The sequence below is a fragment of the Streptomyces sp. NPDC057249 genome, assembly GCF_042669245.1.
In the GTDB taxonomy this organism is placed as follows: domain Bacteria; phylum Actinomycetota; class Actinomycetes; order Streptomycetales; family Streptomycetaceae; genus Streptomyces.
This window is the reverse complement of sequence record NZ_JBHUXS010000029.1, coordinates 39,415-66,160: the sequence shown is the minus strand read 5'-3', so window position 1 is coordinate 66,160 and position 26,746 is coordinate 39,415. Positions and strand designations below refer to the sequence as shown.

25 protein-coding genes and 1 pseudogene are annotated in these 26,746 nt (G+C 73.2%); 10 read left to right on the top strand and 16 right to left on the bottom strand.

All coding sequences use genetic code 11. The annotated features are described in order from the left end of the window. From ACFUJY_RS33475 to ACFUJY_RS33455, 5 genes and pseudogenes are all read left to right on the top strand, one after another. Positions 1 to 601: pseudogene (locus ACFUJY_RS33475) on the top strand (histidine kinase); the annotation flags it as partial. Next, a complete protein-coding gene (locus ACFUJY_RS33470; protein WP_383306646.1) occupies positions 598 to 1,080 on the top strand; it encodes a roadblock/LC7 domain-containing protein in 483 nt (160 codons plus the stop codon). The pseudogene ACFUJY_RS33475 and the gene ACFUJY_RS33470, both read left to right, overlap by 4 nt. Next, positions 1,077 to 1,493, top strand: a complete 417-nt coding sequence (locus ACFUJY_RS33465) for a DUF742 domain-containing protein (RefSeq protein ID WP_383306644.1) — start codon at positions 1,077 to 1,079, stop codon at positions 1,491 to 1,493. The genes ACFUJY_RS33470 and ACFUJY_RS33465 overlap by 4 nt, the downstream gene beginning before the upstream one ends. After that, entirely contained in the window at positions 1,474 to 2,121 is a 648-nt protein-coding gene (locus tag ACFUJY_RS33460) for an ATP/GTP-binding protein (protein ID WP_383306642.1), read from the top strand. Before ACFUJY_RS33465 ends, ACFUJY_RS33460 begins: the two co-directional genes overlap by 20 nt. Positions 2,122 to 2,163: 42 nt before the next feature. Then, positions 2,164 to 3,405 carry a styrene monooxygenase/indole monooxygenase family protein gene (locus tag ACFUJY_RS33455; RefSeq protein ID WP_383306640.1) on the top strand — a complete coding sequence of 414 codons (1,242 nt, stop codon included), beginning with the start codon at positions 2,164 to 2,166 and terminating at the stop codon, positions 3,403 to 3,405. 25 nt (positions 3,406 to 3,430) lie between these two features. Here the strand turns inward: ACFUJY_RS33455 and ACFUJY_RS33450 are convergent, their stop codons facing one another. From ACFUJY_RS33450 to ACFUJY_RS33430, 5 genes are all read right to left on the bottom strand, one after another. Then, positions 3,431 to 4,588, bottom strand: coding sequence for an NlpC/P60 family protein (locus tag ACFUJY_RS33450; RefSeq protein ID WP_383306638.1), 1,158 nt, complete (start codon positions 4,586 to 4,588; stop codon positions 3,431 to 3,433). 156 nt (positions 4,589 to 4,744) lie between these two features. Further along, entirely contained in the window at positions 4,745 to 7,489 is a 2,745-nt protein-coding gene (locus ACFUJY_RS33445) for a PQQ-binding-like beta-propeller repeat protein (protein ID WP_383306636.1), read from the bottom strand. Positions 7,490 to 7,541: 52 nt separating this feature from the next. Next, entirely contained in the window at positions 7,542 to 7,826 is a 285-nt protein-coding gene (locus ACFUJY_RS33440) for a hypothetical protein (protein WP_383306634.1), read from the bottom strand. Then, complete coding sequence (locus ACFUJY_RS33435) at positions 7,823 to 8,596, bottom strand: TetR/AcrR family transcriptional regulator (protein WP_383306632.1); 774 nt, start codon at positions 8,594 to 8,596, stop codon at positions 7,823 to 7,825. Before ACFUJY_RS33435 ends, ACFUJY_RS33440 begins: the two co-directional genes overlap by 4 nt. Positions 8,597 to 8,622: 26 nt before the next feature. Then, entirely contained in the window at positions 8,623 to 9,558 is a 936-nt protein-coding gene (locus ACFUJY_RS33430; protein ID WP_383306630.1) for a diiron oxygenase, read from the bottom strand. A 176-nt stretch (positions 9,559 to 9,734) separates the two neighbouring features. Between ACFUJY_RS33430 and ACFUJY_RS33425 the strand changes: the two genes are divergently transcribed. Further along, a complete protein-coding gene (locus ACFUJY_RS33425; protein WP_383306628.1) occupies positions 9,735 to 10,844 on the top strand; it encodes a ferritin-like domain-containing protein in 1,110 nt (369 codons plus the stop codon). 79 nt (positions 10,845 to 10,923) lie between these two features. Further along, entirely contained in the window at positions 10,924 to 11,742 is an 819-nt protein-coding gene (locus ACFUJY_RS33420; RefSeq protein ID WP_383306626.1) for a hypothetical protein, read from the top strand. A gap of 15 nt (positions 11,743 to 11,757) precedes the next feature. Here the strand turns inward: ACFUJY_RS33420 and ACFUJY_RS33415 are convergent, their stop codons facing one another. The 9 genes from ACFUJY_RS33415 to ligD all read right to left on the bottom strand — a co-directional run bounded on the left by ACFUJY_RS33415 (position 11,758) and on the right by ligD (position 21,774). Then, positions 11,758 to 12,063, bottom strand: a complete 306-nt coding sequence (locus tag ACFUJY_RS33415) for an SCO0607 family lipoprotein (protein WP_383306624.1) — start codon at positions 12,061 to 12,063, stop codon at positions 11,758 to 11,760. Positions 12,064 to 12,174: 111 nt separating this feature from the next. Then, positions 12,175 to 13,236, bottom strand: a complete 1,062-nt coding sequence (locus tag ACFUJY_RS33410) for an amidase family protein (RefSeq protein ID WP_383306622.1) — start codon at positions 13,234 to 13,236, stop codon at positions 12,175 to 12,177. A gap of 4 nt (positions 13,237 to 13,240) precedes the next feature. Further along, the gene (locus ACFUJY_RS33405) at positions 13,241 to 14,698 is read right to left on the bottom strand and encodes a penicillin-binding transpeptidase domain-containing protein (protein WP_383306620.1); all 1,458 of its coding nucleotides are present in this window, start codon (positions 14,696 to 14,698) and stop codon (positions 13,241 to 13,243) included. Continuing rightward, positions 14,695 to 16,092 (bottom strand): FtsW/RodA/SpoVE family cell cycle protein, encoded by a 1,398-nt coding sequence (locus ACFUJY_RS33400; RefSeq protein ID WP_383306618.1) that lies wholly within the window; start codon positions 16,090 to 16,092, stop codon positions 14,695 to 14,697. Before ACFUJY_RS33400 ends, ACFUJY_RS33405 begins: the two co-directional genes overlap by 4 nt. 62 nt (positions 16,093 to 16,154) lie before the next feature. Then, a complete protein-coding gene (locus ACFUJY_RS33395) occupies positions 16,155 to 17,450 on the bottom strand; it encodes an ATP-binding protein (protein ID WP_383306616.1) in 1,296 nt (431 codons plus the stop codon). Further along, a complete protein-coding gene (locus tag ACFUJY_RS33390) occupies positions 17,447 to 18,175 on the bottom strand; it encodes a hypothetical protein (protein ID WP_383306614.1) in 729 nt (242 codons plus the stop codon). Before ACFUJY_RS33390 ends, ACFUJY_RS33395 begins: the two co-directional genes overlap by 4 nt. A gap of 103 nt (positions 18,176 to 18,278) precedes the next feature. Then, a complete protein-coding gene (locus ACFUJY_RS33385) occupies positions 18,279 to 18,614 on the bottom strand; it encodes a zinc-ribbon domain-containing protein (RefSeq protein WP_383306612.1) in 336 nt (111 codons plus the stop codon). Beyond that, on the bottom strand, positions 18,611 to 20,734 hold the full coding sequence (locus ACFUJY_RS33380; protein WP_383306610.1) for a PBS lyase: 2,124 nt from the start codon (positions 20,732 to 20,734) through the stop codon (positions 18,611 to 18,613). Before ACFUJY_RS33380 ends, ACFUJY_RS33385 begins: the two co-directional genes overlap by 4 nt. Positions 20,735 to 20,883: 149 nt before the next feature. Further along, a complete protein-coding gene (ligD, locus tag ACFUJY_RS33375; protein ID WP_383306608.1) occupies positions 20,884 to 21,774 on the bottom strand; it encodes a non-homologous end-joining DNA ligase in 891 nt (296 codons plus the stop codon). 62 nt (positions 21,775 to 21,836) lie between these two features. Between ligD and ACFUJY_RS33370 the strand changes: the two genes are divergently transcribed. Both ACFUJY_RS33370 and glyA read left to right on the top strand, forming a co-directional pair. After that, positions 21,837 to 22,898 carry a Ku protein gene (locus ACFUJY_RS33370; RefSeq protein WP_383306606.1) on the top strand — a complete coding sequence of 354 codons (1,062 nt, stop codon included), beginning with the start codon at positions 21,837 to 21,839 and terminating at the stop codon, positions 22,896 to 22,898. Positions 22,899 to 23,102: 204 nt separating this feature from the next. After that, positions 23,103 to 24,386, top strand: a complete 1,284-nt coding sequence (gene glyA / locus ACFUJY_RS33365; protein WP_383306604.1) for a serine hydroxymethyltransferase — start codon at positions 23,103 to 23,105, stop codon at positions 24,384 to 24,386. 47 nt (positions 24,387 to 24,433) lie between these two features. On the opposite strand, the gene ACFUJY_RS33360 is transcribed toward glyA, so the two are convergent. Both ACFUJY_RS33360 and ACFUJY_RS33355 read right to left on the bottom strand, forming a co-directional pair. Beyond that, positions 24,434 to 24,739 (bottom strand): DUF397 domain-containing protein, encoded by a 306-nt coding sequence (locus ACFUJY_RS33360; protein WP_383306602.1) that lies wholly within the window; start codon positions 24,737 to 24,739, stop codon positions 24,434 to 24,436. Next, positions 24,736 to 25,599, bottom strand: a complete 864-nt coding sequence (locus ACFUJY_RS33355) for a helix-turn-helix domain-containing protein (RefSeq protein WP_383306600.1) — start codon at positions 25,597 to 25,599, stop codon at positions 24,736 to 24,738. Before ACFUJY_RS33355 ends, ACFUJY_RS33360 begins: the two co-directional genes overlap by 4 nt. Positions 25,600 to 25,796: 197 nt before the next feature. On the opposite strand from ACFUJY_RS33355, the gene ACFUJY_RS33350 reads away from it, so the two are divergent. Next, complete coding sequence (locus ACFUJY_RS33350; protein ID WP_383306598.1) at positions 25,797 to 26,648, top strand: hypothetical protein; 852 nt, start codon at positions 25,797 to 25,799, stop codon at positions 26,646 to 26,648. Positions 26,649 to 26,746: the final 98 nt, after the last annotated feature.

Genomic DNA, 26,746 nt, shown 5'->3' with positions numbered 1-26,746 from the left:
GGCCCCGGGGACCCCCGTGGCCGCATCGGACTCCGAGGCCGCCGCCCCCGAGCCCGCCCCGGAGCCGGAGCCCGCCCCGCAGCCGGAGCCCCAGCCCGAGCCCGCCCCGGAGGCGGCCGGCACGCCCGCCGCGGCCCACGATCCCGAGCGCACCCTCCAGGTCCGCCTGCCCCGCCCCCCGCCGGCCCAGGACGCGGCGCCCGCCGGCCCGTACGCCATCGGCCCCGACCGTCACGAGCGCGCCGCCGACGAGGCCCCGGTCCCCGCCGCGCCCGAGGCCCCCGCGGCGGCGGACACCGTCCCCGGCCCCCGTCGGCCCGAGGCCGACCCGGTCACCGACAAGGGGCTGCCCAAGCGGACGCCCAAGGTGGTCCGGCCCGCCGGGGCGCCCGTCGCCGAGCGGCGGGGGAGTGTCGACAAGGAGGCCCTGCGGCGCAGGCTCGGCGGGTTCCAGCAGGGGGCCAGGGAGGGCCGCCGCGACGTCGAGGCCGAGATCGCCGAGGGCGCGAGCCCCACACGTACCGAGCACGCCGAGCCGGCAGGCCGAAGCGACGGCCGGACCGGAGAGACGGGGGACACAGTCGAGGAGGCACGCAGTTGACTGCGCCCAGCACATGCGGGCTGAGTACCGAGGCCCGGAACCTGCACTGGTTGCTGAGCAATCTCGTGGAGGAGGTGCCAGGGGTCCACTCGGTCACCGTCGTCTCGTCCGACGGGCTGATGCTGCTCTCCTCCGACCCCGGCCACCACAGCGCCGCCGAGCCCGCGGCCCCGCAGAGCGGACCGCGCGGTTCCAGCGCCGACCTGGCGACCATCGTCTCCGGCATCGGCAGCCTCACGGTCGGCGCCGCGAAACTGATGGAGGGCGGCGGCGTGAAGCAGACCATGGTCGCCATGGAGGAGGGCAGCGTCTTCGTCATGTCGATCAGCGACGGATCGCTGCTCGGGGTGCACGCCGCCCCCGACTGCGACATGGGCGTCATCGCGTACCACATGGCGCTGTTCGTCGGCCGCGCCGGACACGTACTCACCCCCGAACTCCGCAGTGAGCTGCGCACATCGATGGAGAGCGCCCAGTGAGCCACGCCGCAGCCGGACCCGCCCGCAAACTGCCCGTCCGGGGGGCCGGCAAACGGCCCGCGCGGGTCCGCCCGTACTCGCTCACCGGCGGACGCACCCGCTTCGGGCACGTCCTGCTGGTCGAGACGTTCGTCGCCGCGCTGGAGGCCCCCGAGGAGCGCCGCGAACTCACCAACGGCAATCTGACGACCCGCCTGATGCCGGAGCTGAGGGCCATCGTCGAGATCTGCCGCCGGATGCGTACCGTCGCCGAGATCTCGGCGCTGCTGAAGATGCCGCTCGGCGTGGTCCGGGTGCTGCTCAGCGACTTGGCCGACCAGGGAAAGATCCGCGTGTACGGGACCGGGCACGGCACCGGCCAGCCCGACCGCGCACTGCTCGAAAGGGTGCTCGATGGACTCCGCCGTCTCTGAGTCGCTGTTCGCACCGCGGCAGCCGGGCCCGGAGGCCCAGCCCGAGGAGAAGCTCCAGCCCTGGCAGCTGGACCGCACCCGGGCCCCGATCGCCACGAAGATCGTGGTCGCGGGCGGCTTCGGCGTCGGCAAGACCACGTTCGTGACCGCGGTCTCCGAGATCACCCCGTTGCAGACCGAGGCCATGATGACCCGGGCCGGCGAGGACACCGACGACCTCAGCGCCACCCCGGACAAGGCCACCACGACCGTCGCCATGGACTTCGGCCGGCTCACGCTGGACGACGACCTCGTGCTGTACGTGTTCGGCACACCGGGCCAGCAGCGGTTCTGGTTCATGTGGGACGACCTGGTGCGCGGTGCGATCGGTGCCGTCGTCATGGCCGACACCCGCCGCCTCGCCGACTGCTTCCCCGCCCTCGACTACTTCGAGAGCTGCGGGCTGCCGTACATCGTGGCCGTCAACCACTTCGAGGGGACGCCGGGCTTCGCGGCCGAGGACGTCCGGGAGGCCCTGACCGTACCGGCGCACGTGCCGATAGTGATCATGGACGCGCGCAACCGGATCACGGTGGTCGAGTCCCTGCTGGCCCTCGTCGGGCACGCCCTCGACGCCACCCCCGCGTAGCCCCCAGCCTCCCCCCCCAGCACCACACAACGGAGAACCGCGATGCGGAAGATACTGATAGTCGGAGCCGGTCAGTCCGGGCTCCAGCTCGCCCTGGGCCTTCAGTCCAAGGGGTACGAGGTCACCCTGATGTCCAACCGCACGGCCGACGAGATCCGCTCCGGGCGGGTCATGTCGACGCAGTGCATGTTCCACACCGCGCTCCAGCACGAACGGGACCTCCGGCTCAACTTCTGGGAGTCCCAGGCCCCGCGCATCGAGGGGCTCGGCGTCTCGGTCGCCGCCCCCGACTCCTCGCGCGCCGTCGACTGGGTCGGCAAGCTCGACGGGTACGCCCAGTCCGTGGACCAGCGGGTCAAGATGGCCGGCTGGATGGACACCTTCGCCCAGCGCGGCGGACAGCTCGTCATCCACGGCGCCGCCGTCTCGGACCTGGACTACTTCTCCCGCACCTACGACCTGGTGCTGGTCGCCGCCGGCAAGGGCGAGCTGGTCTCGATGTTCGGCCGGGACGCCTCGCGTTCGCCGTTCGACGCCCCGCAGCGCGCGCTGGCCGTCGCGTACGTGCACGGCATGGGCCCGCGCCCGGAGCACCCGGAGTTCGACGCGGTCCGCTGCAACCTGGTCCCGGGCGTCGGCGAGCTCTTCGTGATGCCCACCCTGACCACGTCCGGCCGCGCCGACATCCTGTTCTGGGAGGGCGTCCCGGGCGGGCCGCTCGACGTGTTCCAGGGCGTCAAGGACCCCTCCGAGCACCTGGCGAAGACCCTGGAGCTGATGGAGACGTTCACCCCCTGGGAGTACGCCCGCGCCACCAAGGTCGAGCTGACCGACGCCAACGGCACCCTCGCAGGCCGCTACGCCCCCACCGTCCGCAAGCCGGTCGGCCGGCTGCCCGGCGGCGGTCTGGTGCTCGGCGTCGCGGACGTGGTCGTCGCCAACGACCCGATCACCGGCCAGGGCTCCAACTCGGCGTCCAAGTGCGCCGCCGCCTACCTCGACGCGATCGTCGAGCACGGCGACCGCGAGTTCGACGAGGCGTGGATGCAGGCCGCCTTCGACCGGTACTGGGACACCGCCCAGCACGTCACCAAGTGGACCAACGCCATGCTCGGCGTCCCGCCGGAGCACGTGCTGAACCTGATCGGCGCCGGCGGACAGCTCCAGCCGGTCGCGGACCGCTTCGCCAACGGGTTCAACGACCCGGCGGACTTCGAGAACTTCTTCTTCGAGCCGGAGAAGGCGGACGCCTACCTCGCCTCGGTGGCGGGCCCGGCCGCCTGATCCCGCGGCCCCCCGGTCCCGGCCGTCACGAGGCCGGGGCCGAGGAGGCCCCGTACCCCTCGTCCGAACCGTCCGTCGCGCCGGCGGGCAGCTCCGGGCCCTCGTACGAGGCCAGCGGCGTGCCGTCCGGGTCGGGCCGGACCGCGCCCAGCACCGGGTTGGACGCCACGGGCGAGACCTTCACGCGGGTGCCGGGCCGGGGCGCCTGCACCACCAGGCCGTTGCCGATGTACAGCGCCACATGGGTCGCCTTCGGGAAGTAGACCACCAGGTCGCCCGGACGCAGCGCGGTCATCGGGACCCTGGTCAGCTGCTGCCACTGCTCCTGCGAGGTGCGCGGGATGACGCGGCCGGCGCTCGCCCACGCCTGCGAGGTGAGCCCGGAGCAGTCGAAGGAACCCGGGCCCTCGGCGCCCCACACGTACGGCTTGCCGATCTGGCGGACCGCGTACCGCACGGCCTCGCCGCCCTGGGCGGTCGGCGGCCGGGACGAGGAGAGCGCGCCGGAGGCCACCAGGGCGCTCTGGGCCCGGTCCGTGTTCTTCCGCTCCAGCCCCGAGACCTCGGCGAGCTGGTCCGCGGAGAGGGTGGCGAGCCTCGCCTCCACCTGTTTCAGCCGGGTCCGTACGGTGTCCCGCTCCTTCTTCTTCCGCGCGGCCAGGGTCCGCTGCTCGGCGAGCACCTTGCGGGACTCCTTCGCCAGCTCGCCGGCCCGCTTCTCGGCCGCGCCGAGCCGCTGCACGGCCGCCGCCCGCCCGGCGGCGAGGCGCTGGATGACCTGGCCCTGGGTCAGGGCGGCCTCGGGGTCGCGCATCAGCAGCAGCCGCAGATACGCGGACAGCTCGGACCGGCCCTGGTACTGCTCGCGGGCCAGCCGTCCGGCGGCGTCCCGGCCCCTGGCGAGCGAGCGCCGCGCGGTGACGAGGGCCGCGTCGAGCTTCTTCGCCTTCGCGGCCCGCTTCTTCAGCTCGGCCGTGGTGCCGTTGTAGGTCTCGGTGGCCTCTTCGGCCTGCTGGTAGAGGTGCTGCAACTCGCTCAGCAGCCCGGCGACCCCGCCGGCCGGTGTGCCGGACGACCCGCCCGCGCCGGGCGAGGGGGCCGCTACGGCGGTGGCGGGCGAGACCACGACGACGGCGGCCAGGGCCGCCGTACCGAGGGAACGCACCAGGGTGCCCGACGACACGACATCACCTCCGGAACCGGGGTGAATCGTGCGACTACCCCATGAGTGAGCGCAATGCGTCCATACGCTCACCCGTGCGACGGGGCGATGCAAGAAGCCACGGCCGCGGCGGCCCTCCACCGCCTTCCGGATTCGCCCGGAAGGCGGTGCGCGGCGTCAGGCGACCGGGAACGCGTACACCGTGCGACCGCGCCGGACGATCGCCGTCTTGTCGTACGCCAGCACCTGGTAGCCGGCCGTCACGGGCTCGCCGTCCGGAGCCTGGTTGCCGATGTCCTGGAACTTCCAGAGGCGCTTGCCGTCGGCGGCGGAGAAGGCGGTGACCTGGCCGGTGCCCGCCGCCAGGACGGTGTCGCCGGAGGCCGTGACGGTGAGGACCGGGGTCGCCTTGTCGGGCGTCGCCTCCGTGGAACGGCGCCACTTGACCTGGCCGCTCGCCGGGTCGACCGCGCCCACCTGCTGGTTGACGTTGGTCGTGTGCAGCACGCCCTCGGCCAGGACGGAGGTCCCGAAGACCGAGCCGCGACCGCCCTTCACCGTCCACTTCGCCTTGCCGCCGGGCGTGTCGAAGGCGCGGAGGTCGGCGCCGTCCGCCGCGTAGACCACGCCGTTCTCGTCGCCCATGGCCTGGGCGGTGAGGCCGACGTTGCCCAGGGGCTTGGACCACTGGACCTTCCCGGTCTCGCGGTCGAAGCTGTGGAAGTGGGTCTTCTTCTTGTACCCCTTCACCTGGCCGGCGGTGAGGGTCGCCGGTCGCTGGCGCACGATGACGGAGTCCGGACGCGCGGCGATCATCCGGTAGATCGGGGCCGCCGCGCCGCGGCCGTTCGGCACCTGGGTCCGCCACAGCTCACGGCGCCGCACGATGTCGTACGCGAACATGTACGACTTGACGACCTGCTTGTCCTTGCCGGGCTTCTCGCCCTTCTTCGGCTTGGGCGCCTTCACGGTGGTCTTCGTCGAGCCGGTGAACCAGACGGTCGCGCCGTCGGACCCGACGAGCGTCCGTACGACCAGGCCCGGGGCGTCCTTGAACGCTTCGGTGTAGGCCACCCGGTGGGCGGCCTTGCCGTCCTTCACCGCGAGCCACAGCATCTCGGTGCGGCACGACACGAAGCAGTGCTCCTCGTCGGCGGGCAGGGCGGCCCGCCCGGTGGCGCCGTCCGGGTTCTCCCACAGGCGGCGCCCGGTACGCAGGTCGACGGCGCTGGTCTGGTTCTCGTCCGACAGCACGAGCAGGCGGTCGTTCCACACGGCGGCGGTGAGCGGGACCGCTTCGTCCGCCGGGTGGTGGTAGACCCAGAGCGGCGTCGGTGCGGCCCCCGCGACGCTGGGCCCCCCGGACGTCGGCGCCGGCTTCGGGTCCGGGCCGGGCTTGTCCTCGTCGTCGCCCGAGGTCAGCGCGTACAGCGCCCCGCCGCCCACCAGCAGCCCGGCCACGCCGCCCACCGCCCCGAACAGCAGCCCGCGCCGGCTGGGCCCGGACCGCCGGGGCTCGGCGGGCGGGGTGATGTTCGGGATGGGCGCGGGCGGCAGCGGCATCGGGGCGGGCTGGGCCGCCTGGTACGGGGGCTGCGGCTGCGGGTAGCCGTAGGCGGACTGGTCCGGCCACGGAGCCTGCTGAGCGGGCTGGACGGGCTGCGCGGGGTGGACGGGCTGAGCGGGCTGGACGGGCTGCGCGGGGTGCCCGATCGCCCCGAGCTGCGTGGTCTGGGTGTCCGGGACGGCGGTGGACGCGTCCGGGACCGTGCCGCCCCCGGCGACCGTCGGCTGCTGCCACTCGGGCACCGGCGTCGGCTCGTGCTGCGGCGGCACGGCGTCCTGTATGTCGGGCTCGGGCGCCGGCCGGGGCGCGACGGCGTCCCAGACGTCCCCGTACGACTTCGGGGCACTCGCGCCCCGGGCGCCCGAGGGGTTCTCGTCGGACACCGGATACTGATCGGACACGGGGTTCTCCACAGACGCGTTCTTCATGGATACGGAATTCTCGGGCGCGGCAGCCAGTTGCCCGGCCCGGACGCCCTGCTCGGCCACCGCCGCCGCCAGCCCCTCCGGGAGCCAGCCGCCGGCGGCCAGGGCGGCGGCGCCCTCCAGGGCGAGTTCGGCGGCCACCGTGCCCGCCGTGGGGCGGTCGGCCGGGTCCTTCGCCAGGCAGCGGGCGATCAGGTCGCGCAACTCGTCGGGTACCCCGGCGAGTTCCGGGGCGGCCTGCGCGATGCGGTCGGCGGCCTCGGCCGGGGGGCCGTCCGCCAGCGGGGTCGTCCCGGTCGCCGCGTAGGCGAGCAGCAGGCCGAGCACGAAGAGGTCGGAGGCCGGGCCCGCCTCCTCGCCCGCGAGCTGTTCGGGGGTCAGGTAGTCGAGCCGTACGGAGAGCCGGCCGCCCGGGCCCGCCGTCGCCTCGGCCGCCGCGCCCAGCGGGCCGAAGGCGGTGAGCCGGGGGCCGTCATCGGCGAGCAGCACGGTCCGGGGAGCCAGGCCGTGCAGCACGGCGCCGGTGGCGTGGACCCGGGACAGGGTCTCGGCGATGCCGGCGCCCAGTATCCGCACGGCACGCCCGGGGAGCGGTCCGACGGCCTCTATGGCCTCGGCCAGGGTCAGCGCGGGGACGTACGCCGCCGCCGTCCACGGCGCCCCGTGCGCGTCGGACCCGTCCGTGCGGGTCTCCAGCGGCTCGTCGACCCAGCCTCCGGCGAGCCGGCCCGCGAGGAGCGCCTCCGTGTCGAAGCGGTGGCGGAAGGCGGGCGAGGCGGCGAGCTCCGGCCGGGCGGCGGTGACCACGACGAGCCCGCCGGCGTCTGTACGGTGCGCGAGGTACTGCACCGCGGCGGCCGTCTCGCGCAAGCGGGCCAGCACGGTGTACGGCCCGTAGCGGCGTGGCTCGTCCTGACGCGGCGCCTCCATGGCGCATCCCCCCTTGTGACCGTCCCCGTCCCCAGGGACCAGACGATCGATCCTAGTGGGGCGGTTCCTCCCGCCCACCGCCCGCCTTCGACCACGGCCAGCGGGGCCGCTCGCGACCCTCGGGGGCGTACTCGTAGATCCACCCCCGCTGGATGCCGAGCCGCTTCGTGTGACCGGCCGGGGCCCTGCGGTACGCGTACACCGTGGGCGGTCCGCCGGCCGCGTCCGGGACCGGGACCTCGTACCACTTGGGCGGATGGCCGGTCGCGCCGGTGAGGACGGGCAGCACCCGGCCGTCCAGCGGGCCGCCGACGAAGGCGGTGTTCTCGCTTCTCACGGGGCCAGTCTGACCGATGGGTCCGTCGGCAGCAGATGCGCGGCCGGGCCGGTCAGCGGGGCCAGCCGGTCCACCAGCCGCCCGGCCGGGCCCTCCACGGTCTCCAGCGGGAGCAGCGCGGCCACGGCGGCGGCGGTCTGCGGGTCGGAGGACGAGGTGACGGCCAGCAGGCCGATGAACTGGTCGACCAGCCAGTCCCGCAGCTCGGTCGCGTCCGGCCGCTTGCCCTCGTCCAGCCAGATCAGAGAGGCCGCCTCGACCGCCGCGATCCAGGTGCGCACCATCATGCTCATCCGGGGCGCGGGTTCGCTGTGCTCGTCCTGGCCCAGGTGGCACAGGATCTGCTCGGCCGCCGCGCGCCGCACCTCGTCCACGATGGTGGTGGTCCGGGAGGTCTCGGCGACGCTGCCGCCCCGGAGCAGGGCGCTGAAACCGGCGTCGTGCTCGTCCACGAAGGCCAGATAGCGGTCGAGGACGCGGGCCACCCGCTCGGTCGGCGGGCCCTCGGCGGGCTCGGAGAAGCACAGCTTCAGCTGCTCGGCGGCCGAGCGGAGCGCCGTTTCGTACAACTGCTGCCGTCCGCCCGGGAAGTAGCGGTACACCAGCGGGCGCGACACCCCGGCCACGGTCGCGACCTCGTCCAGCGAGACCTCGTCGGGGGACCGGTGCGCGAAGAGCGTGAGCGCCGCGCCGAGCAGCTGGGCGCGGCGTTCCTCGACGCTGAGTCTTCGGTACGCGCGGCCGGTCGGCGCGGCGGCAGCTGAGGTCATGCCACCCAGCCTAAGGGGGCCCACCTTCACGCCAGCAGGCCCGAGCTCTTCCAGAGCCGGCGCCCCACACCGTTCAGGACGCCGATGTCCTCGAAGAAGTCGGTCAGCCGCTTGGCGCCCGTCTGCATGACCTCCGTCCGGTGTCCGCTGGCCTTCACCTGGGCGACCGCCTCGTGTCGGTTCAGCCCGACGTTCTCGTACACCTGCGGGTTGATGAAGCAGACGGAGAAGACGCGGGCCGCCTGGCCGCAGCTGACGCGGGCCAGTTCGCGTTCCCAGCGGGGCGCGGTCACCATCTGGCGGCGCAGCTCCTCGCGGGCGTAGCGGACGTGCCGCGCCTCCTCGATGACGTGGATGCGGGTCACGCCGCGCACCAGCGGCTGGACGCGCTCGTCGGGGAAGGTCAGCCGCTGCATCCAGTCGAGGATCTCCTCGCCGAGGAGCGTCCCGGCGAACGAACCGGGGGTCGTGGAGACGCTCTTCAGGACGCGCGCCATGTTGTGGTAGCGGCGCGGCACGGTGTACGTGGGCCCGCCGCCCCAGGTGATCATGCGGCCGAACATCATCGAGTGCCGGCACTCGTCGGCGATCTCGGTGAGCGCGTAGCGGACGTGGTTGCTGGTCGGAGGCTTGTCGTAGACGTGCCGTACGAGCAGCTGCATGAGGATGATCTCGAACCAGATGCCGAGCGAGGCGAGCGAGGCGGCCTCGTGCCGGGCCAGCTCCTGCCGCTGGTCGTGTGACATGCGCTTCCACAGCGGGGTGTCGTAGAGCGAGACCAGCTCGGGCGGCCAGAACCACTTGCCGTCCTCCGGCAGCTGGTCCCAGGCGAGCTCTTTGTCCGGGTCGAAGGAGTGCTTGGCGGACGCCTCCAGGAGCCGTTCGGCGATCTGCTCGCGGCCGCGCAGGGGGCCGAGTGCGTCGCGGAGCGCTTGCAGGTCGCTTTCGGTCACGGTCGTCATGCGGAGGCACCTCACCCATGGGTTACCGACGGTCACCCACTATGAGACTGCTTGTCAGCAAGGCCGTCAATCCCTTGTGCGCGACTTGTTGACCGCGCGTCTACCAACGTGTGAACCTGCCAACTGAGCGGGGAGCCCGCCGACTTCCCGGCAGTCGCGAGGCGAAGGAGCCGTCCGTGTCGACCCACGACCTCTACACCACCGCCCCCGAGGAACCGTTGTGGACCGTGCCGGCGACCGGCGCCGCCCGCTTCAGCTGGAACTACGACGACGGCCGCGAGCGCCTTCTCGCCCTGTACCAGAAGGGCAAGGACAAGCAGTGGGACGGCAACAAGCGCATCGACTGGAGCCTGGAGGTCGATCCCGTCGACCCGCTCGGCACCCCCGACGAGGCCCTGACCCTCTACGGCACCCCGCACTGGGCCAAGATGACCGAGAAGGACCGGGGCGAGCTGCGCAAGCACTACACCGCCTGGCAGTTCAGCCAGTTCCTGCACGGCGAGCAGGGCGCGATGATCTGCGCCGCCCGCATCGTGGAGGCCGTCCCCGACCTGGACGCCAAGTTCTACTCCGCGACCCAGGCCATGGACGAGGCCCGGCACGCGGAGATCTACGGCCGGTTCCTGCACGAGAAGATAGGCATGCTCTACCCGGTCAACGACAACCTCCAGAGCCTGCTCGGCGACACCCTGCGCGACTCCCGCTGGGACATGCCCTACCTCGGCATGCAGGTCCTCATCGAGGGCCTGGCGCTGGCCGCGTTCGGCATGATCCGGGACACCACCACCAAGCCGCTGCCCAAGCAGATACTCGCCTACGTCATGCAGGACGAGGCCCGCCACGTCGCCTTCGGGCGGATGGCGCTGCGCGACTACTACCGGCAGATCAGCGACGCGGAACGGCGCGAGCGCGAGGAGTTCGTCATCGAGGGCTGCTACCTGATGCGCGACCGGCTCAGCGGGGTCGAGGTCCTGGAGAACTTCGGCGTCGGCGGGCAGGAGGCGAAGGAGCTCACCGAGCACTCCGAATTCCTCCAGCTCTTCCGCAAGCTGCTGTTCAGCCGCATCGTCCCCTGCGTCAAGGACATCGGCCTGTGGGGCGAACGGCTCCAGAAGGCGTACGTCGACATGGGCGTCCTGGAACTCGGCGACTCCAGCCTGGACCTGCTCATGGCCCAGGACGAGGAGATCGCCGAACAACTGGACAAGGACCGCTTCGAGGCGGAGGAGCGAGCCAGGGTGGCGGAGGTGGCCGAGGCGGTCGCGCAGGGCGTGGCGGAAGCCTGACGGGCGCCGGCCAGGGAGCGCGGTCCGGGCCCCGGCACCGGCCGTGGAGAGCGCGCGTCCATGCCGTAGTTTGGGCGACATGAGCATGCCCCCGCCGCCGCAGGGTCCTCACGGTGCGCCCCAGGGCCCGTACGGCCCGCCGCCGCAGCCGAATCCGTACCCCCAGCAGCAGCCCTGGGGGTCCCCGCCGGGCCCGGCGCCCCAGCCGTGGGGCGCTCCGCCCGTCGGGCCCGGTCCGTCGCGGGCCCGGCCGGGGGTGATCGTGGCGGTCGTCGTGGGAGCGCTCCTGGTGGCGGGCGGCATCGTCTTCGGCGTCGTACGGCTGGGGGACGCGGCCGACGACAAGCTGCCGTTGTCCGGGGGGTTCCCGGCGGCCGAGTACCGGCTGACCGTGCCGAAGACGCTCCTGGAGGGCGAGTACACCCTCCAGGAGGACACCTCGGCGACGGACGGCAAGGACATCGAGGACACCTACGACCCGACCGTCCGCGACCCCAGGGCCGTGGTCACGCAGTACGCGTCGAAGGACGGCGGGACGCTGATCGTCTCCGGGATGTGGGGGCGCATCAAGAAGCCCGAGTTCTCCCGCGACACGATCCTCAAGGGGGCCGCCGATGCCGAGGGGATGACCGTGGCGGTGCCCGCGCGCGAGTTCACGCCCGAGGGCTACGGGGTCACCGTCGCCTGCGAGGTCGTCCGCTCCGAGGACGGGGGCATCACCAGCACGCTGCCCATGTGCGCGTGGGGCGACGACAACACCGCGTCCTTCGTCGCCGTCGTCACCGCCGAGACCGCGCTCCAGGACCCCGACGAGGTCGACCTCGCCGAGGCGGCGCGCCAGGCGGCCCAGGTCCGCAAGGAGATGCGCGAGCCGATCAGCACCGGGGCGGCCGGCTGACCGGCCGCCCCGCCGTTACTCCGAGACCTCGACGATCTTCCCGTCCTTGTCGAGGGTGTGCTCGTTCCAGTACGTCCACCACTCGTCGTCCACGTGCTCCGGCACCTTGCCCTCGGGGTAGCGGGCGTACCCCTTGGGCGGCTCCTCGCCGTCCTTCACGCACGCGCTCCCGGTGCTGCCGACGTACAGCACCGGGTACTCGCCGTCGGAGCAGACCGCGTCCGCCGTCGAGCACGCGGACGTGAGCAGCGCGAACACCGCGCCTCCGACGGCGAGGGCGGCGGTGGTCCGCAACGGGCGGGGGCGGCTGGTCGTACGCATGGTGGCACTCCTTCAGGGGGTGGCTGTCGGAGTCCAGGCTGCCCCGTCAGGGGCCGGGCCGCCCTGAGTACACGTACTCACCCACGCGGTGCGCGTACTCGTGCGAACGGCTCACCCGGCCCCGAGGGCACGCTCCACCGCCCCCGCCGCGCCCAGCAGTTCCGCGTCCCGCCCCCGGCCGGCCACCAGGTGCAGCCCCACCGGGCAGCCGTCACCGGTGAAGCCGGCCGGCACGCTCGCCGCCGGATGGCCGCTCAGGTTGAACGCCCAGGTCAGCGCCGTCGAGAAGGCGGCGCCCGGCCCCTCGTGGCCGTGCGGGCGGTTCGGCGTGACCGGGGTCAGCAGCAAGGGCGTCCGGGCGAAGAAGGCGTCCAGACGGCGGTCGTTCTCCGCGCGCACCTCCGCCTCCGGCGGCCGTACGTCCCCGCCGCGCACCGCGAACCAGGCCGGGCCCGGGTCCAGCAGATCGCAGCCGCCCCCGGTGAGCCGCACGACGCCGGCCGCCTCCAGCCGCCGCACCGCGCCCCGCACCACGGCCGCCACCTCCGGCTCGGTCTCCGCGAAGCCCAGGTCCGGGCTGTAGGCGGCGGACAGCGGCAGCGCGGGCGGGGCCGGCGCGTAGTCGTCCAGCACGCACCGCAGATACGTCTCCGCCTCCGCCGCCGAGGCCGCCAGCACCCCGGCCGACGCGAGCCCCGACCGGTCCGGCGAGGGCAGCAGGCCGTTCGTCGTCTTCAGGCCGAACACCCCGCACCAGGCCGCCGGGATGCGCACCGACCCCGCCCCGTCGCTGCCCGTCGCCAGCGCCACCAGGCCCGCCGCGACCGCCGCCGCCGAGCCCGCCGACGAACCGCCCGGGGTCCGGTCCGGGCGCCAGGGGTTGACCGTACGGCCGTGCCTGCCGAGCCCCCACGTCTTCCAGTACGTCCCCGGGCCTGGCACGGACGTCGAGCCGACCGGGACCCCGCCCGCCGCGACCAGCCGGCGCGCGGCGTACGAACGGATGCCGGTGCGGCCCTTCACCGCGAACGGGAGCCCGGCCAGCAGGTGCCGGGAGGCGGCGGGGAGCCGGGCGAGCGCCTCCTCGGGCCAGACGTCGAGGAAGGCGCACAGCCCCGGGTCCTCGCGGTCGATCGCGGCCAGCACCTCGCGCAGTCCCCCGGAATCCGTCACCCGTTCAGTCTTCCAGGGCCGCCTCCATCACCGCACGGGCGATCGGGGCCGCGCTGCCGCCGCCGCTGATGTCGGCGCGGTCGGCCTCGGCGTCCTCGACGACCACGGCGACCGCGACGGCCGGCCGGGCCGCGCCGTCGGCCTGCGCCCAGGAGATGAACCAGGCGTACGGCAGGTCGGAGTTGTCGACGCCGTGCTGGGCGGTGCCGGTCTTGCCGCCGACCGTCGCCCCGTCGATCGCCGCGTTCGTGCCCGTGCCGTCCTGGACGACGTCGACCATCATCTGCCGCAGCCGCGTCGCCGTCATCGGCTCCATCGCCCGGTGGTACGACGTCGGCCCGGTGGTGCGGACCGTGGCCCCGTCGTGCTTGGTCGTCCGCTCCACCAGGTGCGGGTACATCAGCTCCCCGCCGTTGGCGACGGCCGCCGCGACCATCGCCATCTGGAGCGGGGTCGCGGTGGTGTCGAACTGGCCGATCGCGGACTGCGCCAGCTGGTCGTCGCTCATCTCCGTGTCGAAGTTGCTCTTCGCCACCCCGGACGGGATCTTCAAGCCGGTGTCGTTGAAGCCGAACCGCTCGGCGGCGTCCACCATCCCGTCCAGTCCGACCTCCACGCCGAGGTGCGCCATGACGGTGTTGCAGGAGACCCGGATCGCGTCGGAGAGGGACGCCTTCTCGCAGCCGCGCGACTCGTTGGGCAGCACGGTCGAGGTGCCGGGCAGGACGTACGGGGACGGGGTGTCGGTCTCCGCGTCCGGATCGGTGACGACCTCCGCGTCCAGCGCGGCGGCCGCCGTCACGATCTTGAACGTGGAGCCCGGCGGATAGGTCTGCCGGATCGCCCGGTTGAGCATGGGCCGGCTCTCCGCGTCGTTCAGCTCCCGCCAGGCACCGGTGACGGACGCGCCGGTCCCGGACAGCCGCTCGGGGTCGTACGAGGGCGTCGAGACCAGCGCCAGGATGCGCCCGGTCGCCGGTTCGACGGCGGCGACCGCGCCCCGCCGGTTGCCCAGGCCCTCGTACGCGGCGCGCTGCACCGCGTCCCGGACCGTGGTGACGACGTCCCCGCCCGGCTGCCGGCTCCGGCTCACCTCGCCCCACAGGGGGAGCGGGGCGAGCAGCGGATCGGTGCCGGCGAGGATGCCGTCCTCGGCGTTCTCGATGAGGGTGGTGCCGTACGTCTGCGAGGCGTACCCGGTCACCGGCGCGTACAGCGGCCCGTAGCGGTAGGTCCGTTCGTACGCGAGCTGCTCACCGGTGTCCGTCGAGCCGGTCACCGGCCGCCCGTCGACCAGGATGTTGCCGCGCGCCTGGTCGTAACGGGCGATGGTGTTGCGCCGGTTGGCCGGGTTGTCGTCCAGCGCGTCCGCCTCGAAGACCTGGACCCGGGCCGCGTTGGCCAGCAGCGCCACGAGCAGCAGCAGGCAGAACGCGGCGGCGTGCCGGATGTAGCGGATCACCGCTCGTCCTCCGCGCCGGGAAGCGCCGCCGGGACCGACGCCACCACGCCCGTCTCCACCTCGTCCGGCGCCGGTCTGCGGGCGAGATCGCTGACCCGGATCAGCAGCGCCACGATGATCCAGTTGGTGACCACGGACGAACCGCCCTGCGCCAGGAACGGCATCGCCATCCCGGTCAGCGGGATCAGCCCCGTCACCCCGCCCGCGATGACGAAGACCTGGAGCGCCAGGATCGAGGCGAGGCCGATCGCGAGCAGCCGCCCGAACGCGTCGCGCAGCGAGAGCCCCGCCCGGAAGCCGCGCGCCACCAGCAGCGCGTACAGCATGAAGAGCGCGGTCAGCCCGGCGTACCCCAGTTCCTCGCCCGCCGTCGCCAGGATGAAGTCGGACTTCGCGGCGAACCCGATGAGCACGGAGTGGCCGAGCCCCAGCCCGGTACCGAGCATCCCGCCGGCCGCGAAGGCGAACAGCGACTGGGCCAGCTGGCCCGGCCCGCGTCCGGCGTCGATCGAGGCGAACGGATCGAGCCAGTCCTGCACCCTGCTGTGCACATGCGGTTCGAACGAGCCGACGACGAACGCGCCGACCGCCGCCAGCAGCAGCCCCACCGCGATCCAGCCCCGGCGCCCGGTCGCCACGTACAGCAGGATCACGAAGAGGCCGAAGAACAGCAGCGAGGTCCCCAGGTCGCGTTCCAGGACCAGGACGCCGACGCTGAGCAGCCAGATCGCCACGATCGGCCCCAGCACCCGCCCGGTGGGCAGCTGGAACCTCCAGACCTTGCGGCCGGTGTACGCGAGGGCGTTGCTGTTCGCCGCGAGATAGGCGGCGAAGAACACCGCGAGCAGGATCTTGGCGAACTCGCCGGGCTGGAAGGAGAAGCCGCCGATCCTGATCCAGATCTTCGCCCCGTTCACCGCCGGGAAGAAGATCGGCACGATCATCAGGACCAGCGCGGCGGCCACCGACACGTACGCGTAGCGCTGGAGGACGCGGTGGTCGCGCAGGAACACCACGACCGCGATGAAGAACGCGACGCCGATCGTGGACCAGATCAGCTGGGTCGTCGCCGCCCGGTCGCCCGGGGTCTCCAGGTCCAGCCGGTAGATCAGCACCAGGCCGATCCCGTTGAGCAGGACGGCGATGGGCAGCAGCAGCGGGTCGGCGTACGGGGCGCGGAGCCGTACCGCGAGGTGCGCGAGCAGCGCGAGCAGGCCGAGACCGCCGCCGTATCCGGCGACGTCGGGCGGGACCGCGTCGTCGTGCGCGAGGCCGACCGCGGCGTAGCCGTAGATGGAGATCAGGACGGCCCCGATGAGGAGCGAGAGTTCCACGCCGCGCCGCCGGGGCAGGCGCAGCTCGGGCGGGGGTGCGTCCGCCGTCGATGCGGTCATGCCCCGCAACGTAGCAAGACCCGGGTGTTATGTCGGTTATGTCGCGGCGCGTACGGGGCTGCTCAGGGCCCTTCGCCCTCCGGCCGTACGTACCGGGGCAGCGTCAGCCGGGCCACCGCCCCGCCGTCCGGCGCGTTGCCGAAGGTCAGCGCCGCGCCCATCACCTCGGCCTGGCCGGCCGCGATGGTCAGCCCGAGGCCGTGCCCCTTGCCGCCGCCCTCGGTGCGGAAACGCTGCGGGCCGCCCGCCGTCAGGTACTCCGGGAAGCCGTCGCCGTGGTCCCGCACGGTCACCACGGGCCCGTCGACGGTGAGGACCACGGGCGGCCTGCCGTGCCGGTGGGCGTTGCCGATCAGGTTGCCCAGCACGCGTTCCAGGCGCCGCTTGTCCGTCTCGACGCGCACCGGCTCCCCGGTGACCTCGACCACGGTGCCCGTACCCCGCGCCACCCGGGCGGCGAGCGGGGCCAGTTCGTGGACGTCCAGGTCCACGTGTTCGGTACGGGCGTCCAGGCGCGAGATCTCCAGCAGGTCCTCGGTCAGGGCGCGCAGGGCCCGGGCCCGGTCCTGCACCAGCTCCGACGGGCGCCCCGGCGGCAGCAGCTCGGCGGCGGCCGACAGACCGGTGAGCGGGGTCCGCAGCTCGTGCGCCACGTCCGCGGTGAACCGCTGTTCCGCCTGGAGCTTGCGCTGGAGCGCCGCGGCCATGGTGTCCAGCGCCCCCGCGACGACGGCGACCTCGTCCTGGCGCCGCGACGGGTCCGCCGTGCGCGGATCGCCGACCCGGGCGTCCAGGTCGCCCGCGCCGATGCGCCGGGCCACCCGCGCGGTCTGGTGCAGCCGCCGGGTGACCCGGGTCACCGCGAACGCCCCGACCAGCAGCGTGGCGCCGATCGCCAGCAGTGAGGAGCCGATGATGGCCCCGTCCAGGCCGTTGATGGTGCGGGCGCTCTGGCCGTAGTCGGTCCAGGCCGCCAGTGCGCGCCCGCCGTCCGCAGGGGCCGCCGCCCACATCACCGGACGCCCCCGCAGCCGGCCGACCATCGTCCCGCGCCGCCCGTCCGCCGCCAGCGCCCGCAACGGCCCCGGCAGCCCCGGCGGGTCCAGCCCGGAACGCGGCGGCAGCGCCTCGCCCGCCTCGAAGGCGCCCGTGACGACGGTCAGCCGGGCGAGCGACTTCTCGCGGGCGTGGCCGACGGTCTGACGGGTGACCGCGGTGTGCACCAGGACGCCGAGGAGCGCCGCGAGCACACAGCACATCACCGTGATGAACACCGCGGCCTTCCAGGTCAGCGTCGCCGTCCAGGCCGGCAGCCGCGGTCGCGGGCGCCGCCGCGGCGCCGCCGCCCGGCGGCTCACCGGCGCTCCGCCGACACGGAGGCCGTGGGGCGGGGCGCGCGCGGGGCGGAGGGACGGGGCACCGGCGTCCGCCGCCGGTCGTCGCGGGTGCGCAGGATCTCGTCCTGCGTCGGCAGCATCGCGCGCTGCCGGCCGTCCCAGGACCAGGCCGTGCGGTACTCGTACCCGGTGATCGCCGACGGTGCCCGCATGATGAGGTCGCGCCCGGCCAGCTGGACGCTGATGACCGCGTCCGAGGCGGACATGATCCGGGTCAGCCCGCCGGACTCCGGCATGTAGACGCGTACGGAGAGCTGACGGCCCGGCATCCGGACCGCGAGCACCATCTCGTCCCGCCCGTCGCCCGTGAGGTCCCGGAAGTACGGCGGCAGCACCGGGCAGGTCCGGGGCGCGGACCGGCAGGACTCGACCAGCTCCACCGTCCGGGCCGGCAGCTCACCGCCCTCGCCGGCCCGCCCCGGCGGCACCTTCAGCCCCGCCCGCACCACCGCCACCGGGTCGAGCCGGCGCACGTCGCCGCCGGTGACCCGGATGCCGGGGATGCGCGCGGTCTCGCCCTCGCCGTAGTCGTAGGGGGCCGCGGACGCCGGAGGGAGGGCCGGCCACAGCCGCACCGGGCCGTTCGCGGGCGGGGTCCGTCCGGCGCTCCGCAGCTCCCCGCCGGTGCCGCAGCCGCCCAGCAGCAGTACCCCCAGGGACACCAGGGCGGGCAGCCGCAGGCGCATGACTTCCTCCGTTCCCGACGGGCGGACCGGCCGACCCTGCCGACCTTATGGGGGAGGAAGTCCCTTATGTGTATTCAGCGCTGCGGTGCGGCCGGAGTGGCGGCTACTGCTGGTACGGGTTCTGCCCCTGCCCCGAGGGCCCCGAGGCGCCCGGCGCGTAGCCCTGCTGCGGCGCCTGGCCGAACGGGTTGCCGCCCTGCGAGGCCGCCTGCTGGGCCAGCAGCTGCTCGGCCTGCTCCTTGGGTATCCGCTGCTCGCCGCCGCAGAAGGTGCACTGCGTGGCGTACGAGGTGGAGATCGGGAACAGCGGCACGAAGAACAGCGTGAACTTCGTGACCCGCTTGCGCAGCGTGTGCGCCGCCGGATTCCCGCACCAGCCGCAGACGAGCGTCAGGATGGCCAGTTGGTACAGATAGCCCCGCGTGCCGAAAATGATCATGTCGGTTCCTTCCCCGTGTTCCCGGTGTCCTCCGGGAGCGCCCGGCGGCAGAGCGCCAGCAGCTTTTCGTCGGTGTACGTGTCGTGGCTGCCGTAGGCGCCTTCCGGCGCGTTGTGACGGCGTACGGAGGTGAGCTCGGCGAGCAGCACACGTGCCGCGTCCGACCCTGCCGCAACGGGCCCCATCCGCGCCAGGCATTCCGCCACCCGGACCCGGACCCGGTGGTTCTGCCCCCAGGCGGCCAGCAGCACCGGCACGGACTCCTCCGCACGACCGGAAACCTCCCACAGAGCGATCCCCGCGTCCACCCGCACCCACAGGTTCCCGTCGCTCAGCAGTTCCCGCAGCCCGGGCGCGCCCGCCGCCGCCCGCCAGCCGAGCCTCCCCGCCACGCCCGCCGCCGCCCGCCGCGCGTCCGCGTCCCGGGCGGCGAGACCCGCGAGCAGCGCGGGCAGTACCGCGTCGGCGTCCCCCTCCACCGCCCACAGCGCCCCGGCCGCCTCGGCCGCCTCCGCCGTCCCGGTCCGTCGCAGCAGGGCCCGCAGCTCCGGCACGGCGCAGCCGGCCGCGGGCCCGAAGGAGGCGAGGGCCCGCACCGCCGCCGTACGCAGCCACCCGCCCGCGGAGTCCGGGGCCTCGCGCAGCACCCGCAGCACCTCCGGGGCCGCCGCGCCCGCCCGGAGCGCGGTGAGCGCGCGCAGCAGCGGGCCCACCCGGTCGTACACCCGCTCGTCGAGCACCGCGTCCCCCAGCCGCCGCCGCAGCGCACCGGCCAGCGGCCGGGCCGCCTCGCCCAGCCGGGCGACCCCGGGCCCCACCTCGTACGGCACCAGGGGATGGGCGAGGGCCGCCGTCAGCGCCGGCAGGGCGCGCGGGTCGCCCAGCCGGGCCAGGGCCGTCGCCGCGCTGCCCAGCTGGGTCCGCCCGTCCGGGCAGGTCCGCACCCAGGCCCCGGGGTCCGCCGCCACCCGCTCCGCCAGCGCCTCCGCCGCGGGGGCGGCCAGCCCGAACAGCCCCTCCAGGAGGTGCGAAGCGGCCTCGGCGAGCCTCGGCTCGGGCACGGCCAGCTGCTCGCCCACCAGCCGCACCAGCTCCTCGTACGAACCCCGCCGGCCGCCGATCAGCCGGTCGCTCATCCGGACGGCGTCGACGCGCTGCCAGGGGTCGGGGCTGCGCAGCTGGTCGGCCAGGAGCGCCGCCCGCTCGGCGACCCGGTCGTCCAGGCCGGTGTGCAGCGTGCGCAGCAGATCGGCCGTCCAGGGCGCGGCCCGCCCCGCCGTCTCCTCGGCGGACAGCGCCCGCACCTGCCCCCGCAGGCTCGCCGGGACCGCGTCGGCACCCGGCCCCGGCGGTTCGACGGGGCGCGCCCGGGTGCCGCCGGGGCCGGGGGACGAGGTGCGCAGCTGGCCCAGCAGCCCCGTCACCACGGGCACCACGTCGCCCGGCAGCGAGCACGGGGCGCAGCGCGCCAGCTGGGCCAGGGCCGCGAGCCGCAGCCCCGGCGGGCCCGTCTCCGCGGCCAGCCCGCCGAGCCAGTCGGCGACCGGACGGGCGAGCGGCCGGTGACGCAGGGCGAGCCGCCCCGCCGCCTCGACCAGGGCGAGCCGCACCTCCTCGTCCCGTTCCGCCGCCAGCCGCGCCCGCAGCAGGGCCAGCACCCTGGCCGGGTCCTCGTGCAGCGCGGCCAGGGCGAGCGGGGCGCTCAGCCGCACGCCCGGGTCGTCGTCGGCGAGCAGCGGGAAGAAGACCCCGGCACCGGCGGAGACGGCCGCCGCGGCCATCGCGTAATTGGCGGCGGCCTCCGCCTCGTCCTCGCCGATCTCCTCCTCGTCGTCCGAGCCGAGGTCGATGCCGCCGATGCTGGTCAGCAACTCGACTATGTCGCCCCGGTCCGGCACCCAGGGGTCGGCGACCAGCTCGAAGAGGAACGGGATGCAGGCGAGCGTGCACGGATAGACGTCGCCCTGGTGGTGCACCGCCCCGTACATCCCGTCCAGCGCCCGTTCACGCTCCGCCGGATCGGCGGAGGCCAGCCCCCGTAACAGCGCCGGCACATCGTCCGCCGGTCCGTGGGCATGTGTCATCGAGGCCCAGTCGACCTCATCGATCCCCGCGAACACGCCATCGCCTCCCCGCCGACGTCACACACGCAGTGTCTGCGCAGAGTGTGCACCACGGCTCGGACGATTCGACCGTCTCGGTCGCGCTTTTGCCCTGAGCCATGACAAGAGCCGCGTGCGTACGGTATGGGTGGGCCGCTTCCGTACGGTCATTCCGGGAGCGGCCGTCCCTCTTCCGGATCGCCCAGCGGTGCGAGCAGATCGCCGTGCCGGTCGAGACGCGCCGCCATGTCGTCCGCCAGGAACACCAGGTCACCGGGGGAGCGGCAGCCCTCGATCTCGGCCCAGGTGACCGGCGCCGAGACGGCCGGCTCGGCGCGGGCGCGCAGGGTGTACGGCGTGGCGGTCGTCTTCGCGGCGGCGTTCTGGCTGAAGTCGACGAAGACCTTGCCCGGCCGCAGCGCCTTCCGCATCCGGTGCACCACCAGGTCGGCGAGCTCCCGCTCGGCCCGGACGGCGAGGCCCTTCGCGTACGCCGACACGGCCGCCGAGTCCGTGGGGACGATCGGGACCAGCAGGTGCAGGCCCTTGGCGCCCGAGGTCTTCCCGTACGCCGTGAGGCCGTCCTCGGCCAGCCGCTCCCGCAGCCACAGCGCGACCCGGCAGCACTCGACCACCGTGGCGGGCGCCCCCGGGTCGAGGTCGAACACCAGCCGGTCGGCCACCGCGGGGGTCTCGGCCCGCCACTGCGGGGTGTGGAACTCCACCACCAGGTTGGCGGCCCACATCAGCGAGGCCAGATCCTGGACGACCACCTGTTCGGACGGTTCGCTCGCGCGGTGCGGCACCGGGGTCCGGTGTACCCAGGACGGAGTACCGGGCGGCGGGTTCTTGGTGAAGAAGAGCTGGCCCTCCGGCCCGTCCGGATAGCGCAGGAAGGACACCGGCCGGTCCCGCAGATGCGCGAGCAGCACCGCGGAAGCGGTGGCCGCGTAGTAGTGCAGCACCTCGCCCTTCGTGGTGCCGGTGGCCGGATACAGCACCTTGTCCAGATTGCTCAGGGACAGCCGTCGCCCCTCCACCTCGGTGATCGGCGTCATACGATAAGAATCACACGCAAAAACGTCTTTTCTTCGTATATACGTACCCAAGGGGTGAACCGGTGAGATCCATCTGGAACGGCGCCATCTCCTTCGGGCTGGTCAGCATCCCGATCAAGCTGGTCAACGCCACCGAGAACCACTCGATCTCGTTCCGGCAGATCCACGTCGAGGACGGCGGGCGCATCCGCTACCGCAAGGTGTGCGAGCTGGACGGCGAGGAGGTGACCTCCGCCGAGATCGGCAAGGCGTACGAGGACGCCGACGGCACCATGATCCCGATCACCGACGAGGACCTCAGCCAGTTGCCGCTGCCCACCGCGAAGACCATCGAGATCGTGGCCTTCGTCCCGGCCGACGCGATCGACCCGCTCCAGATGGACGCGGCCTACTACCTCTCGGCCAACGGCGTCCCGGCGGCGAAGCCGTACACCCTGCTGCGCGAGGCCCTGAAGCGCAGCCGCAAGGTGGCCCTCGCCAAGTACGCGCTGCGCGGGCGCGAGCGCCTCGGCATGCTCCGCGTCGTGGACGACGTCATCGCCATGCACGGGCTGCTCTGGCCGGACGAGATCCGGGCTCCCGAGGGCGTCGCCCCCGAGTCCGACGTGACCGTGCGCGACGCCGAGCTGGACCTCGCGGACGCCCTGATGGACACCCTCGGCGAGGTCGACATGGACTCGCTGCACGACGACTACCGGGAGGCGGTCGAGGAGCTGGTCGCCGCGAAGGCGTCGGGCGAGGCGCCGGAACCGGCCGAGAAGGGCGCGAAGGGGGGCGGCAAGGTCATCGACCTGCTCGCCGCCCTGGAGAGCAGCGTCAAGGCCGCGAAGGAGGCCCGGGGCGAGGGGGAGGAGGACTCCGTGGCGGACGTCACCCACCTCGCCGACCGCAAGGCGCCCGGCACCGACAAGAAGGCATCCGGCTCCGGGGGCACCGCCAAGAAGTCCGCTTCCTCGCCGAAGTCCACCGGCGGCAAGAAGTCCACGACGAGCGGTACGGGCAAGCCGGCGGCCAAGAAGACCGCCGCCAAGAGCACCGCGAAGAAGCCGGCCGCGAAGAAGACGACGGCCAAGAAGCAGAGCGGGTCCAAGAGCACGGCGTCCCGCAAACGCGCTTCCGCCTGACGGGGACGGGCCGCCTTCCGCACGGGCGCCCGGTAGGGTGCGGAAGGCCGCGACTGGCGCGCACCTCCTCACGGGGGTGCTCAGTGGAATCGACCACGAGGGAGCGGCACACCCCGGGCGCGCCCGGGGGCGTCATGCCGGAGAGCCGTCCGCCTGGGCATCCGGGTCCACGCCGCAGCCATGCGACCGACCCGGGAGGAACCCGTGACCGCGTCCGTACCCGCACAGCCCCGCCACCCCGCCCTGGCGACGACCGACCCCGAACTCGCCGCCCTCGTGGCCGCCGAGGAGCAGCTCCAGGCGGACACCCTGCGCCTGATCCCCAGCGAGAACTACGTCTCCGCCGCCGTGCTCGAAGCGTCCGGCACGGTGCTCCAGAACAAGTACTCCGAGGGCTACCCGGGGAAGCGCTACTACGAGGGCCAGCAGATCATCGACCAGGTCGAGACGCTGACCGCCGACCGTGCCAAGGCGCTCTTCGGCATGGACCACGCCAACGTCCAGCCGTACTCCGGCTCACCGGCCAACCTCGCCGTCTACCTGGCCTTCCTCAAGCCCGGTGACACCGTGCTCGGCATGTCGCTGCCCATGGGCGGCCACCTCACGCACGGCTGGGGCGTCTCCGCCACCGGCACCTGGTTCAACGGCGTCCAGTACGGCGTGCGCCGCGACACCGGCCGCGTCGACCTGGACGAGGTCCGCGACCTGGCCCTCGCCGAGCGCCCCAAGCTCATCTTCTGCGGCGGCACCGCCGTGCCCCGCGAGATCGACTTCGCGGGCTTCGCGGACATCGCCCGCGAGGTGGGCGCGGTCCTGGTCGCCGACATCGCCCACATCGCGGGCCTGGTCGCGGGCGGCGCCCACCCCTCGCCCGCGCCCCACGTGGACGTCGTCTCCACGACCACCCACAAGACCCTGCGCGGCCCACGTGGCGCGATGCTCCTCAGCCGCGCCGAGCACGCCCGCGCCCTGGACCGCGCGGTCTTCCCCGGCCTCCAGGGCGGCCCGCACAACCAGACCACGGCGGCCATCGGCGTAGCCCTGAAGGAGGCGGCCACCCCGGACTTCCGCGCCTACGCCCACGCGGTGGTGGCCAACGCCCGCGCCCTGGGCGAGGAGCTGGCGGCCCGGGGCTTCGACCTGGTCTCCGGCGGCACGGACAACCACCTTCTGCTGGTGGACCTCACCGGCAAGGACATCCCCGGCAAGCCGGCGGCGAAGGCCCTGGACCGGGCCGGCATCGTCGCCAACTACAACGCGGTCCCCTACGACCCGCGCAAGCCGTTCGACCCGTCGGGCATCCGCCTGGGGACGCCGGCGCTTACGTCGCGGGGGGTGCCCGTCTCGGAGATGGGCAGGATCGCGGGGTGGATCGACCGCGTGGTCACGGCCGCGCGGGCGGGCGACGAGGACACGGTCGGGAAGGTCCGCGCCGAGGTGAAGGAACTGATGGACGCGTACCCGGCCCCGGGGCTGCCGGTCGGCTGAGCACATGACAGTGCCCCGCACCACCGGTGCGGGGCACTGCGCGGGGCTCAGCCCTGGACGGCGTACGCGACGAACTCGCCCCAGGCCGTGGGCGAGAGGGCGAGCTCGGGGCTGTGCTGGTCCTTGGAGTCGCGGACGTGGACGGCGGCGGGGCAGGTGGCGACCTCGACACAGTCGTCTCCCTGGGAGCCGCTGTGGCTGGACTTGTGCCAGTCCATGGCCACCTCGACGCAGCTGTCCCCCTCAGAGCCGCTGTAGCTGGACTTGCGCCAGTCCATCGCCACCTCGACACAGGCGTCACCCTGCGAGCCGCTGTAACTGCTCTTGAACCAGGTCAGGCCGGACGTGCTCATAGCGCTCCTCGCATTCGCTTCAGCAGGCTCAGCGAGTCCTCGGGGCTTAGAGCCTGTGAGCGCAGTTTCGCATACCGCTGCTGGAGGATGCTGATCTCTTTCGGATCGGAGATCAGCCGCCCGTTTTGCTGCCCCTCCGAGTAGGCGAACCATCGGTGTTCGGGCGTTTCCGCCAACAGGATCGGACCATCCGTGCCTGCGTGGTGTGGCTGACGCGTGGGCATGACCTGAAACTCCACGTTCCAGTTCCCCTCGATCAACTCGATCAAGTGATCCAGGAGTTCACGCGTGACGTCGTCCCCTCCCGTGTGCCGCTCCAGCACCGACTGCTCCACGATGAAGCTGAACGCCGTGGGCGGCTTCCGGTGGATGGACAGCAGCTCCTGACGGGCCAACCGTGCCGCGATTCGCTGCTCCAGCTCCTCCGGGTCGGGCAGGGGCGGCACGTCGAGCGAGATGGCCCGTGCGTACGCCTCGGTCTGCAACAGGCCGGGGATCACCCGGCAGTCGTACGTGTAGAGGCTGATCGCTGTCGCCTCCAGGCGCGCCCACTGCACGAACCAACTTGCCAGCCCGGGCTGCCGGGTCAGGTGGGGCGCGGCCTTGCGCAGGGCACCCGTGTTGCCGAGGACCGGTTCCGCGCTCTCGACGAAGCCGCGTTCCGGCCACCGGCGGCCCTGCTCGATGGAGGCGATCGTGTGCTTCGAGTAGCCGACCTGCTTGCCGAACTCTTCGCGGCTCAGGCCCGCGTGTTCGCGCAGGGCATGGACGACCGCGCCGAAGGTGCGCAGACTGTCCGAAGCCTCCGGCTCCGTACCGCCCGCAGATCCCGTACCGCCGTCCGTGTTCCCGTAGGCCATCGTGGCCACCTTTCGCGCCGCCCCCCGTCGTACCGCTTCTGACTCGGTGTCATGATCGAGGCGAGGGTTACGTACTGTCCACCACGCGTGCGCGTACGCTGACGCAGCGTACGTACTGCGGGCCTGGCGTGAGCGGGGATTTCGGCGTTGCGTGCGAAGGGCCGCGCCGGGGCGTCGACCGCATGTACGTTCCCGCCATGGACATGGACAAAACGAGCGAGAACGCGGAGTCGCGTTTCTCCGCTCTCCTCGCCACTGCGGCGAAGCTCCCGGGCGTGCGGATCGACCGGGAGGCGTACCTCCGGACGGCTCTGCGCCGCCACTGCTCGGAGGAGGACATACGTAGGGCGACCGAGGAGACCCCGGCGGCGGCGGGCATACCTCTCGACGTCCTGGACCGGGTGGCGAACGAGTCGATCCGCTACGAGACCGCCAAGGTGAGCGCGATATCGGCGGCCACGGGACTCCCCGGCGCCCTCGCTATGCCCGCCACGGTGCCCGCCGATCTCGCTCAGTACGTCGGACACATGCTGCGGATCGCGCAGAAGCTCGCCTACCTCTACAGCTGGCCCGATCTCTTCTCCGGCGAGGACGACGTCGATGACGCGACCAGGAGCGTGCTCACGCTCTTCTTCGGGGTGATGTTCGGAACCCAGTCCGCGAACGTGGCCGTGGGGAAGGTGGCCGAGGCGATATCCAAGGAGGTCGCCAAGAAGCTGCCGCAGAAGGCGCTCACCAAGGGGGTCGTCTATCCGGTCGTGAAGAAGATCGCCGCGCATCTCGGCGTCAAAATGACGAAGCAGACCTTCGCCAAGTCCGTCTCGAAGGCCGTTCCCGTCGTCGGGGCAGTGGTCTCCGGCGGGTTCACCCTGGCGACCTTCCTCCCCATGGCGAAGCGGCTCAAGAAGCATCTCTCCGGCCTGGAACTCGCCGAGCCGACCGGCCAGGTCATCGTGGGCGAGACCGTACCGGCCACGGACGAGGTGAACATCCCGAAGCAGGGCCGCGATTGGCGGCTCGCGCGGCGCCGGAAGGAAGTCGAGGGGTGATGGCCCGCTCGGGTCTCGGGTCTCGGATCTCGGGTCCCAGGCGGTGTGTTCGGGGCGCGCTTGAGCTTCGAGATCCGAGACCCGAGCGGTGTTCTTCA

What these genes read in the sequence shown, in the direction of transcription:
- ACFUJY_RS33460 (WP_383306642.1), top strand. Translation starts at nt 1,474, where the DNA reads ATGGACTCCGCCGTCTCTGAGTCGCTGTTCGCACCGCGGCAGCCGGGC.
- ACFUJY_RS33455 (WP_383306640.1), top strand. Translation starts at nt 2,164, where the DNA reads ATGCGGAAGATACTGATAGTCGGAGCCGGTCAGTCCGGGCTCCAGCTC.
- ACFUJY_RS33445 (WP_383306636.1), bottom strand. Translation starts at nt 7,489, where the DNA reads ATGGAGGCGCCGCGTCAGGACGAGCCACGCCGCTACGGGCCGTACACC.
- ACFUJY_RS33435 (WP_383306632.1), bottom strand. Translation starts at nt 8,596, where the DNA reads ATGACCTCAGCTGCCGCCGCGCCGACCGGCCGCGCGTACCGAAGACTC.
- ACFUJY_RS33430 (WP_383306630.1), bottom strand. Translation starts at nt 9,558, where the DNA reads ATGACGACCGTGACCGAAAGCGACCTGCAAGCGCTCCGCGACGCACTC.
- ACFUJY_RS33420 (WP_383306626.1), top strand. Translation starts at nt 10,924, where the DNA reads ATGAGCATGCCCCCGCCGCCGCAGGGTCCTCACGGTGCGCCCCAGGGC.
- ACFUJY_RS33415 (WP_383306624.1), bottom strand. Translation starts at nt 12,063, where the DNA reads ATGCGTACGACCAGCCGCCCCCGCCCGTTGCGGACCACCGCCGCCCTC.
- ACFUJY_RS33400 (WP_383306618.1), bottom strand. Translation starts at nt 16,092, where the DNA reads ATGACCGCATCGACGGCGGACGCACCCCCGCCCGAGCTGCGCCTGCCC.
- ACFUJY_RS33390 (WP_383306614.1), bottom strand. Translation starts at nt 18,175, where the DNA reads ATGCGCCTGCGGCTGCCCGCCCTGGTGTCCCTGGGGGTACTGCTGCTG.
- ACFUJY_RS33385 (WP_383306612.1), bottom strand. Translation starts at nt 18,614, where the DNA reads ATGATCATTTTCGGCACGCGGGGCTATCTGTACCAACTGGCCATCCTG.
- ligD (WP_383306608.1), bottom strand. Translation starts at nt 21,774, where the DNA reads ATGACGCCGATCACCGAGGTGGAGGGGCGACGGCTGTCCCTGAGCAAT.
- ACFUJY_RS33360 (WP_383306602.1), bottom strand. Translation starts at nt 24,739, where the DNA reads ATGAGCACGTCCGGCCTGACCTGGTTCAAGAGCAGTTACAGCGGCTCG.
- ACFUJY_RS33355 (WP_383306600.1), bottom strand. Translation starts at nt 25,599, where the DNA reads ATGGCCTACGGGAACACGGACGGCGGTACGGGATCTGCGGGCGGTACG.
- ACFUJY_RS33350 (WP_383306598.1), top strand. Translation starts at nt 25,797, where the DNA reads ATGGACATGGACAAAACGAGCGAGAACGCGGAGTCGCGTTTCTCCGCT.